Origin of the sequence: Kitasatospora sp. NPDC059408, assembly GCF_042751525.1 — a bacterium.
In the GTDB taxonomy this organism is placed as follows: domain Bacteria; phylum Actinomycetota; class Actinomycetes; order Streptomycetales; family Streptomycetaceae; genus Kitasatospora.
In genome coordinates this window covers 1-9,414 of the sequence record NZ_JBHYWI010000124.1, presented here as the reverse complement: position 1 = coordinate 9,414, position 9,414 = coordinate 1, and the positions used below count along the sequence as shown (strand labels likewise).

Sequence of the window (9,414 nt, the reverse complement as noted above, 5' to 3'; positions counted from 1 at the left end):
TCTCCCGGTTGGAGCGCCCGTCCGCGATGTGCCCCAGCACCTCCCGCTCGCGCTCGGTGAGCGTCCCGCCCCGGCCCTGCGGGGCGCGCGGGCCGTCGTCGGAGAGGAGCGCCTCGGCGAGCTCGGGCTGGAGCAGGACGTGGCCGGCGTGGACCGAGCGGATGGCCCCGGCGAGCGCCTCCGGGTCGACGTCCTTGTACACGTACCCGGCGGCGCCGGCCCGCAGCGCGGGGACCATCGTGCGGTGCTCGGTGAAGCTGGTGACGATCAGGATCCGGGCCCGGCTGCCCTCGCCCTTGAGCGTGCGCAGCGCCTCGATCCCGTCGACGCCGGGCATCTTGAGGTCCATCAGGACGACGTCCGGGTCGAGCTCGCGGGCCCGCTCGACGCCCTCGGCGCCGTCGGCGGCCTCGCCGACCACCTCGATGTCGTCCTGCACCTCCAGGAAGGTGCGCAGGCCGCGCCGCACGACCTGGTGGTCGTCGACGAGCAGGACGCGGATCGGTGGCGTGCTGTCAGGCACCGGGGACCTCCATCTCGACGAGCGTGCCCCGGCCGGGGGCGGATTCCAGGGTGAGCCGGCCGCCGACGGCGGCGGCGCGGTCGCGCATCGACGCCAGTCCGAGGTGCTTGCCGGCCCGGCGGACGGACTCCGGGTCGAACCCCTGCCCGTCGTCCCGCACCTGGAGGACGGCCCCGCGCTCGGGCGTGCCGAGCAGGGTGACGGTGACGCGCCGCGCGCCGGAGTGGCGCAGCGCGTTGTGCAGCGCCTCCTGGGCGACCCGCAGCAGTGCGGCCTCCTGGGCGGGCGGCATGGCGCGGACGCCGTCGGCGACGAAGGCGACGTCGGCAGTGTGGGCGCGGTCGAGCACCTGGACCTGGGAGGCGAGGGTGGCGCTGAGCCCGTCCTCCTCCAGGGCGGCGGGGCGCAGTTCGACGACGACGGCGCGGAGTTCGTCGGCGGCCTCGGCGGCGAGCCGGGCGACCTCGGCGAGTTCGGCGCGGGCCCGGACCGGGTCGCGGTCGACGAGCTTGGCGGCCGCCTTGGCGGTGAGCCGCAGCGAGAAGAGCTTCTGCGAGACGGCGTCGTGCAGGTCGTGGGCGATGCGGGCGCGCTCGCCGGCCAGGGTGAGTTCCCGGCTGCGCTCGTAGAGGCGGGCGTTGGAGAGGGCGAGGGCGGCGTGGGCGGCGAGTATCCGCAGCAGCTCCTCGTCGTGGTCGGTGAAGAGGCCGCCGCCGCGCTTGTTGGCGAGGAAGATGACGCCGGTGACCTGCGGTTCGTCCTCGGCGGCGTCGGTGTCGAGGACGGGCATGCCGAGGAAGGCGTCCATCTCGGGGTGCGCGGCGGGCCAGCCGCCGAACGCGGGGGCCTGACGGACGTCGGCGAGCCGGGTGGGCCCGGTCTCGTGGAGCATCTTGGCGAGCACGCCGTGCTGCCGGGGCAGCGGGCCGATGGCGCGCCACTGCTCGTCGGTGATGCCGTCGACGACGAACTGGGCGAAGCCGCCGTGGTCGTCGGGGACGCCGAGGGCCGCGTACTCGGCGCCGAGGAGTTCCCGGGCGGAGGCGGTGATGCGGCGCAGCACCTCGCGGACCTCCAGGTGCCGGCTCATCGCGAGCAGCGCCCGGCTCACCGCCTCGATGCCGGCCAGGCAGGGGTCGCAGGCCGGCAGCCGGTCGTGGTGGGAGTGACCGACCGGTATCCGGCCGTCGAGCGGCGGACCGTCGCTGAGCGGACCGTCGCTGAGCGGACCGTCGGTGAGCGGACCGGCCGCCGGGCGGTGGTCACTGGGCGCGCTGGACATACCGCCAACCTACCGCCGCGCCCCCGGCCCCGCGTCCGTCCGCAGCCGCCTAGGTCGCAGGTCCGGGGACCTAGGCCGATGGGCCCGGAGCACGAGAGCCGGAGCGCGAAGACCGGAGCGCAAAGGCCGCAACGCGAGGACCCGCCACTCGAAGACCGGAGCGCAAAAAGCCGGAACGCGAGGACCGGAACGCGAAGAGGGGCGGCCCTCCCGGTCGGGAGAGCCGCCCCTCAGGCGGACAGGCGCGGGCCTCAGCCCTTCTGCATGACCTCGGGCTCGTGCCGGCGCTGGAGGCGCGTCACGATGATGCCGATGACGACCGAGATGGCGACCAGCACGCCGGCGTCGATCGACCACTGCGCGACGGAGTGCGTCCACAGCGGGTCGTAGTTCGGGTTCTGGAAGTCCTTGTTCCAGGGGCCCATGAGGTGCGACAGGTCGAGCGTGGTGGCCACGATGCCGGTGCCCCAGCGGGCCGGCATCAGCCAGGCGACCTGCTCCAGGCCGGGCTTGCCGAAGATCTGGAAGAGGCAGCCGGTGAAGACGACCTGGATGATGGCGAACATGACCAGCAGCGGCATGGTCTTCTCGGCGGTCTTGACCAGCGCGGAGATCATCAGCCCGAACATCATCGCGGCGAAGCTCAGCAGGATCATGCCGATCGTCATCTCGACGAGCGGGGTGTTCGCGACGATCAGACCGTGCGCGGGCAGCTTGCGCGGCAGGAAGCCGACGGCGGAGATGATCGCGCCCTGGATCACGCTGAAGATGCCCAGCACGATGATCTTGGACATCATGTACGCCGAGCGGGACAGGCCCGTGGCCCGTTCCCGTTCGTAGATCGCCCGTTCCTTGATCAGTTCGCGGACCGAGTTGGCCGCGCCGGAGAAGCAGGCGCCGATCGCGAGGATCAGCAGGATCGTCGCGGCCCCGTTGTTGAGGTGGAGCTGCGACTTGGGGTTCGGCGCGAGCCCCGGTTCGTTGGGGATCAGCACGCTGACCGCGCCGATGACCGCGGGCAGCAGCACCGACAGCGCGAGGAAGCCGCGGTCCGAGGCCAGCACCGACATGTAGCGGCGCATCAGGGTCCACAGCTGCGAGCCCCAGCTCTGCGGCTTGGGCGGCTTGATGGCCTCCTGGGCGACCTGGACGTGCTGGACCTCGCCCGCCTCGACGGTCGGGGCGGAGTACTGCTGGTAGTGCACCGAACCGCGGTAGCGGCCGGCCCAGTCGTGGTCCGGGTAGTTCTCGAAGGCCTGGAAGACGTCCGCCCAGGTCTCGTAGCCGAAGAAGTGCAGCGCCTCGTCCGGCGGGCCGAAGTAGGCCACCGAACCGCCCGGCGCCATCACCAGCAGGCGGTCGCAGAGCGCCAGTTCGGCCACCGAGTGGGTGACGACGAGGATCGTGCGGCCGTCGTCGGCCAGGCCGCGCAGCATCTGCATGACCTCGCGGTCCATGCCCGGGTCGAGGCCCGAGGTGGGCTCGTCCAGGAAGATCAGCGACGGCTTGGTGAGCAGCTCCAGGGCGACCGAGACGCGCTTCTGCTGGCCGCCGGAGAGCGCGGTGATCTTGTTGTCGGCGCGCTTGTCCAGGCGCAGCTCGTAGAGCACCTCGTCGATCCGGGCGTCGCGCTCGCGGGCCTCGGTGTCGCCGGGGAAGCGCAGCTGGGCCGCGTACTTGAGGCCCTTGCGGACGGTCAGCTCGCGGTGCAGGATCTCCGACTGCGGCACCAGGCCGATGCGGGAGCGGAGTTCGGCGAACTGCTTGTAGAGGTTGCGGCCGTCGTACAGCACCTCGCCGCGGTCGGCCGGGCGGTAGCCGGTGAGGGCGCGCAGCAGGGTCGACTTGCCGGAGCCGGACGGGCCGATGACGGCGACCAGGGACTTCTCCGGGACGCCGAAGCTGACGTCGTTGAGCAGGATCTTCTTCGCGCCCTTGTGCTCGACCTCGACGGTCAGGTGGCGGGCGGAGAAGGAGACCGCGCCGTCGTCGACGAACTCCTGCAGCTGGTCGCCGACCAGCACGAAGCTGGAGTGGCCGACGGTCAGCCGGTCCTGCGGGCCCATCAGCTGGCGCTGCACCTGCTGGCCGTTGAGGAAGATGCCGTTGTGGCTGCCGAGGTCGACGATCTCGTAGCGGCCGTCGGGCAGTTGGCGCAGCTCGGCGTGGTGGCGGGAGACCTGGAGGTCGGAGACCACGATGTCGTTGTCGAGCGCGCGGCCGATCCGGACGGTGCGCATCGCGGACGTCAGGTTGCGGATCATCGTCGGCTGCGGGCCGCCGCCACCGCCGCCGTGCGGCGGCTGGGGCTGGGGCGTGAAGCCCTGCTGCTGGGCGGGGAAGCCCTGCTGCTGCGGGAACGGCGACTGCGCGGCCTGCTGCTGCGGCAAGCCGCCCTGCTGCTGCGCGGCCCACGGCTCGGACTGCTGCTGGTACGGGTCCTGGGCCTGCTGCCCCCACGCCTGCTGCTGCGCGGCCTGCTGCGGCGCCGGCGCGTTGCTGCGGCTGGTGGCGGCCTCGTGCCAGGCAGGCGCCTGCGGGGCGGCGGACTGGACGGGTGCCGAGAAGGAGAGGCGCGGGCCGTTCTCCGGGTTGCCGAGGTTGACGACGGCGCCCGGGAACAGCTGGGCCTGCTGGGTCCGGGCACCGGCGACGTACGTGCCGTTGGTGCTGCCGTGGTCGTCCAGCTGCCAGCCGGTCCCGTTGAAGGACATGGTCCCGTGGTGCCAGGAGACCCGCGCGTCGTCGAACGGGAAGTCCGACTGCGGGTTGCGCCCGATGGTGTAGGACCGCCCCGGCTCCAGAGTCCGCTGCTGTCCGTTGATCTCAATGACGAGTTGCGGCACTGCTCGCCTGCCCCGCTCTCTCGGTCCCCCGATTGTGTCCCCCGGCCGGGGGTGCGTACTTCCTGTAACTGACGGGGGAATCATTCCAGCCGACGGACCGTCGACGAAAGTCGCCCCTGGGGACTGTGACCAGGCGGCAACGATTCGCGGACGGCGCGGTGTCCCGGGCTTCGCCGCACCCCCACGCCACCTCCCCGTCACCTGCACGTCGGCCGGTTCCCGCACACACGCTCCGGGCACCCCCGACCCGTGCGTCCGGGGGGTGGACGGGTGCCCTGCGGGCCCTTCCCGCCCGGTAGCGTGGGACCCACCATGAACGCATCGCCCTTGGCCGCTGAGCCTTCCCCCGCCTCGCAGCCCCGGACCGAGGACGAGCGCACCCTGCTCGTCAAGGTGTTCGGCAAGGACCGCCCCGGCATCACGGCCGGCCTCTTCGCCACCCTGGCCGGCTTCGGCGTCGACGTGATCGACATCGAGCAGGTCGTCACGCGTGGCCGGATCACGCTGTGCGCCCTGGTCACCCCGCCCACCGCGCCAGGCGCCGAGGGCGGCCTGCGGGCCACCGTGCACCGCTGGTCGGAGGAGCAGAAGCTCCAGGCCGAGATCATCTCCGGCATCGGCGACAACCGGCCGCGCCGCGAGGGCCGCTCGCACGTGACGGTGCTGGGCCACCCGCTGACCGCCGCCGCGGTCTCGGCGCTCACCTCCCGGATCACCGCGGCGGGCGGCAACATCGACCGCGTCTTCCGCCTCGCCAAGTACCCGGTGACGGCGGTCGAGCTGGCCGTGTCCGGTGTCGCCACCGACGAGCTGCGCGGCGAGCTGGCCCAGGAGGCGGCGGCCCAGCGGGTCGACGTCGCCGTGGTCGCGGCCGGCCTGGAGCGCCGCGCCAAGCGCCTGGTGGTGATGGACGTCGACTCGACGCTCATCCAGGACGAGGTGATCGAGCTCTTCGCGGCGCACGCGGGCTGCGAGGAGGAGGTCGCCGAGGTGACGGCGGCGGCGATGCGCGGCGAGCTGGACTTCGCCGAGTCGCTGCGCGCCCGGGTGGCGCTGCTGGCCGGGCTGGACGCCTCGGTGACGGAGAAGGTGCGCGCGGAGGTCCGGTTCACGCCGGGGGCGCGCACCCTGATCCGCACGCTGCAGCGCCTGGGCTTCCAGGTGGCGATCGTGTCCGGCGGGTTCACGCAGGTCACCGACCACCTGGTGGAGCAGCTGGGGCTGGACTTCGCGGCGGCCAACACCCTGGAGGTGGCGGACGGGAAGTTCACCGGCCGGGTGGTCGGCGAGATCGTGGACCGCGCGGGCAAGGCCCGCTGGCTGGCCCGGTTCGCCGAGCAGGCCAAGGTGCCGCTGGAGCAGACGGTCGCGATCGGCGACGGCGCCAACGACCTCGACATGCTGAACGCGGCCGGCCTCGGGGTGGCGTTCAACGCCAAGCCGGTGGTGCGCGAGGCCGCCGACACCGCGGTGAACGTGCCGTTCCTGGACACCGTGCTGTACCTGCTCGGCATCACCCGCGAGGAGGTCGAGGCGGCCGACACCGTCGACGGCGGCCCGGCCGAGTAGTCCGCCGAATGCCCGCACGGGCGGCCGGAGACGAAGGTGAGGGGCGCGCGGACCGAGTCCGCGCGCCCCTTACGTCGCTCCCGTCGAAGGAGACGTCCGGGCGTCAGTCCTGCGGCGTGTGGTAGGAGACCAGCTCGGCCACGCCCGGCTCGACGTCCTTCCAGGAGCCGCCGAAGCTGAGCACCGCGATCGCCGCCGTGGGGAAGCCGCCGAGCCGCAGCCGGTCCAGCGCGTCCCGGTCACCCGCGTCGCCGGCCAGCACCTGGGTCAGGCCCAGCACGCCCGGGTTGTGCCCGACCAGCACCACGTCCGCGTACTCCTCCGGGGTCTCGTGGAGGACGGCGATGATCTCGCCCGGGCTGGCCTCGTAGATCCGCTCCTCGTACACGGTCCTGCGGGTCCGCTTGGGCAGCTCGTGCGCCGCCAGCTTCCACGTCTCGCGGGTGCGCAGGGCGGTGGAGCAGAGCACGAAGTCGGGGTTGATCCCGGAGTCGGCCAGCCAGCGGCCGGCGTCCGGGGCCTGGTTGCGGCCCCGGTCGGCCAGCGGCCGCTCGTGGTCGTCGACGCCGTTGGGCCAGTCGGCCTTGGCGTGGCGGAGAACGATGATCCTGCGGGGCGTGTCGGCGCTCATACCCAGCAAGCTTGGCAGAAAAGCCGTCCGGGGGCGCGATGCTCCCGGTTGCCGCCACTCCCAGGGGTGGCGGGTGCCATCATGCGCCGTTCACCGGGAGTTCTCCCGCCGGACGGCCGGGGCCCGGGCCGGGTCGCGGGGCCGGTCAGCCCATGCCGGCGGCGATCGTGGCGATGATCGCCACGAGCACCACGATGCCGGCAAACGCCAGGGCGATGCGGCCGAGCTGCTTGCGGCCGTCGGTCGGGTTCGGTTCGAGAACGGGCATGTCCGGAATTCTCCCACCCCGGACGCGCCCGCCGACCCCCGACCCCTCGCCCTTGGCCGGCCCTTGACCTTCCCCGGCCCGACCCCGCCGCACAGAGCCGACCGGGCGACGGGCCGGGGAAGGTGGACGAACCTCTAGGCCTTGGCCGGCACCTTCGGCGCCAGGGCCTCGTCCTCGATGTGCCGGGCCATCGCGGCCCGCAGGCCGAACAGCATCTGCGGCACCAGCAGCAGCGCGAGGAAGCCGAGCGGCCAGTACCACTGGCCCGTCACCTGGTAGATCCGGCCGATCAGGATCGGACCCGGGATGGAGATCAGGTAGCCGACGCCCTGGGCGAAGGCGGACAGCTGGGCGACGCCGCCCGCGGTCCGGGCGCGCAGCCCGATCATCGTCAGCACCAGCGGGAACGCGCAGTTGGACAGGCCCACCAGGACGGCCCACACCCACGGCAGCGCGGCCGGGGCGAGCGCGAGCCCGGCGTACCCGGCGATGCCGCAGGAGGCCAGCACGACGACGAACAGCCGCTGGTCGCCGCGCCGGGCGGCCAGGTTGGGCAGGACGAAGGAGACCGGCACGCCGATCACCATGGTCACCGCGAGCAGCACGCCCGAGGTGCCCTTGTCGACGCCGGCGTCCTGGAAGATCTTCGGCAGCCAGCCCATGACCACGTAGGCGCCGGTGGCCTGGAGGCCGAAGAAGCAGGCCATCGCCCAGGCCGTCCGGCTGCGGGTGATCGGCAGCTTGTCGGCGGCGGGCCCGCCCGCCTTCCCGCCGCGCTCGCGCTTGGCCACGGCGACGACGGTCCAGAGCACCAGCGCCACGGCGCCGAGGACGGCCCAGACGCCGAGGCCGTAGCGCCAGTCGCCGCCCAGGGCGCTGGTCAGCGGCACGGTGACGGCGGCGGCCAGGGAGGTGCCGGCCGACAGCGACATGGAGTACAGGCCGATCATCGGACCGACCTTGGCCGGGAAGTAGCGCTTGATCACCACCGGGATCAGCACGTTGGAGACCGCGACACCGGCCAGCGCGAGCGCGGTGAGCAGCAGGAAGACCGCGGTGCCGCCGGCGAAGGAGCGGGCCAGCACGCCCGCGGTGATCGCGCCCATGCCGGCGGTGATCACCGCGATCGGGCCGATCCGGCGGGCCATCGTGGGCGCGGCGAAGCCGAACAGGCCGAAGCACAGCGACGGCACGGCGGTGAGCAGTCCGGCGACCGTGGCGTTCATCCCGAGGCCGGAGCGGACCTGGTCGAGCAGTGGCCCGAGGCTGGTGACGACGGGACGGAGGTTGAAGGCGGCGGCGGCGATCGCGACGGCGAACAGTCCGACGACGAGGGGGCTGGGGGTGGCGGTGGGCCGCTCGGTCTGCGGCCGCACCTCGGTTCGGGGGGTGGTGGTGGTGTCTGCTGCGGGAGGCATGGGCACCATCATAGAATGATGGGATGAATTGACGCACCACGGAATTGGCATGATGTGCCGACCGTTCATCCACCGGCCCGCCGGAGTCCACCGGGCCCCGTCCACCGCCCCGAAGCCGCTAGGAGTCCCCCGTGGCGCTGTCCTCGCCGAGGCGCACCCCGCTGTCCGACCAGGTGATCGCGCAGTTGCGCGCCCAGATCACCTCCGGCGAGTGGCCCGTCGGCTCGCGCATCCCGACCGAGGCCGCCCTGGTCGAACAGCTCGGCGTCGCGCGCAACACCGTCCGCGAGGCCGTCCGCGCCCTCGCCCACAACGGACTGCTCGACATCCGCCAGGGCTCCGGCACCTACGTCCTCGCCACCAGCGAGCTGGCCGGCGTCATGCACCGCCGCTTCGCCGACGCCGACCAGGCGCAGGTCGCCGAGCTGCGCGCGGCCCTGGAGACCTCCGCCGCGGGCCTGGCGGCCGTCCGCCGCACCCCGCGCGACCTCGGCCTCCTGGACGCCGCGCTGGCCCGCCGCGAGGCCGCCTGGCACTCCGGCGACGCCGAGGACTTCGTCCAGGCCGACGCCGCCTTCCACCAGGCCGTGGTCGCCGCCGCCCACAACGACGTGCTGGCCGCCGTCTACGCCGACCTCGGCGAGGTGACCCGCGCCCACTTGCGGCACGACGTCGGCCCCGAGCTGATCGCCGAGCGCTACATCGGCCACGACACGATCCTCGACGCGATCCGGGCCGGCGACGCCCAGCGCGCCTCCGTCGAGGCTGGCCGGGCGATCGGGGCCTGCGGCACCGCCGACGCCTGATCCGCCCGCCACGGGGAAGCACGGAGAACGCCGGGAAGGCCGGAGAACGCCGCTGCCCGGCACCCCCGCGG

Annotated in this window: 8 protein-coding genes; 2 read left to right on the top strand and 6 right to left on the bottom strand. The window is 73.2% G+C overall.

Annotated features, from left to right (window positions below):
* The 3 genes from ACFXDE_RS41215 to ACFXDE_RS41205 all read right to left on the bottom strand — a co-directional run.
* Positions 1-523: response regulator (locus ACFXDE_RS41215; RefSeq protein ID WP_380499355.1), on the bottom strand; the 523-nt coding region annotated here is incomplete at its 3' end.
* Positions 516-1,613: a GAF domain-containing sensor histidine kinase gene (locus tag ACFXDE_RS41210; RefSeq protein WP_380446252.1), complete on the bottom strand. Its 1,098-nt coding sequence runs from the start codon at positions 1,611-1,613 to the stop codon at positions 516-518. The genes ACFXDE_RS41215 and ACFXDE_RS41210, both read right to left, overlap by 8 nt.
* Positions 1,614-2,056: 443 nt before the next feature.
* Positions 2,057-4,651, bottom strand: a complete 2,595-nt coding sequence (locus ACFXDE_RS41205; protein ID WP_380499354.1) for an FHA domain-containing protein — start codon at positions 4,649-4,651, stop codon at positions 2,057-2,059.
* 312 nt (positions 4,652-4,963) lie between these two features.
* On the opposite strand from ACFXDE_RS41205, the gene serB reads away from it, so the two are divergent.
* Entirely contained in the window at positions 4,964-6,220 is a 1,257-nt protein-coding gene (gene serB, locus ACFXDE_RS41200) for a phosphoserine phosphatase SerB (RefSeq protein ID WP_380446239.1), read from the top strand.
* Between the two features lie 103 nt (positions 6,221-6,323).
* Here serB and ACFXDE_RS41195 read toward each other — a convergent pair whose 3' ends face one another.
* The 3 genes from ACFXDE_RS41195 to ACFXDE_RS41185 all read right to left on the bottom strand — a co-directional run bounded on the left by ACFXDE_RS41195 (position 6,324) and on the right by ACFXDE_RS41185 (position 8,537).
* On the bottom strand, positions 6,324-6,851 hold the full coding sequence (locus ACFXDE_RS41195; RefSeq protein ID WP_380499353.1) for a SixA phosphatase family protein: 528 nt from the start codon (positions 6,849-6,851) through the stop codon (positions 6,324-6,326).
* Between the two features lie 145 nt (positions 6,852-6,996).
* Complete coding sequence (locus ACFXDE_RS41190) at positions 6,997-7,119, bottom strand: SGM_5486 family transporter-associated protein (RefSeq protein WP_380446241.1); 123 nt, start codon at positions 7,117-7,119, stop codon at positions 6,997-6,999.
* A 134-nt stretch (positions 7,120-7,253) separates the two neighbouring features.
* Complete coding sequence (locus ACFXDE_RS41185) at positions 7,254-8,537, bottom strand: CynX/NimT family MFS transporter (protein WP_380499352.1); 1,284 nt, start codon at positions 8,535-8,537, stop codon at positions 7,254-7,256.
* Positions 8,538-8,668: 131 nt separating this feature from the next.
* Between ACFXDE_RS41185 and ACFXDE_RS41180 the strand changes: the two genes are divergently transcribed.
* Entirely contained in the window at positions 8,669-9,343 is a 675-nt protein-coding gene (locus ACFXDE_RS41180) for a FadR/GntR family transcriptional regulator (RefSeq protein WP_380446243.1), read from the top strand.
* Positions 9,344-9,414: the final 71 nt, after the last annotated feature.

What these genes read in the sequence shown, in the direction of transcription:
- ACFXDE_RS41185 (WP_380499352.1), bottom strand. Translation starts at nt 8,537, where the DNA reads ATGCCTCCCGCAGCAGACACCACCACCACCCCCCGAACCGAGGTGCGG.
- ACFXDE_RS41195 (WP_380499353.1), bottom strand. Translation starts at nt 6,851, where the DNA reads ATGAGCGCCGACACGCCCCGCAGGATCATCGTTCTCCGCCACGCCAAG.
- serB (WP_380446239.1), top strand. Translation starts at nt 4,964, where the DNA reads ATGAACGCATCGCCCTTGGCCGCTGAGCCTTCCCCCGCCTCGCAGCCC.
- ACFXDE_RS41190 (WP_380446241.1), bottom strand. Translation starts at nt 7,119, where the DNA reads ATGCCCGTTCTCGAACCGAACCCGACCGACGGCCGCAAGCAGCTCGGC.
- ACFXDE_RS41210 (WP_380446252.1), bottom strand. Translation starts at nt 1,613, where the DNA reads ATGAGCCGGCACCTGGAGGTCCGCGAGGTGCTGCGCCGCATCACCGCC.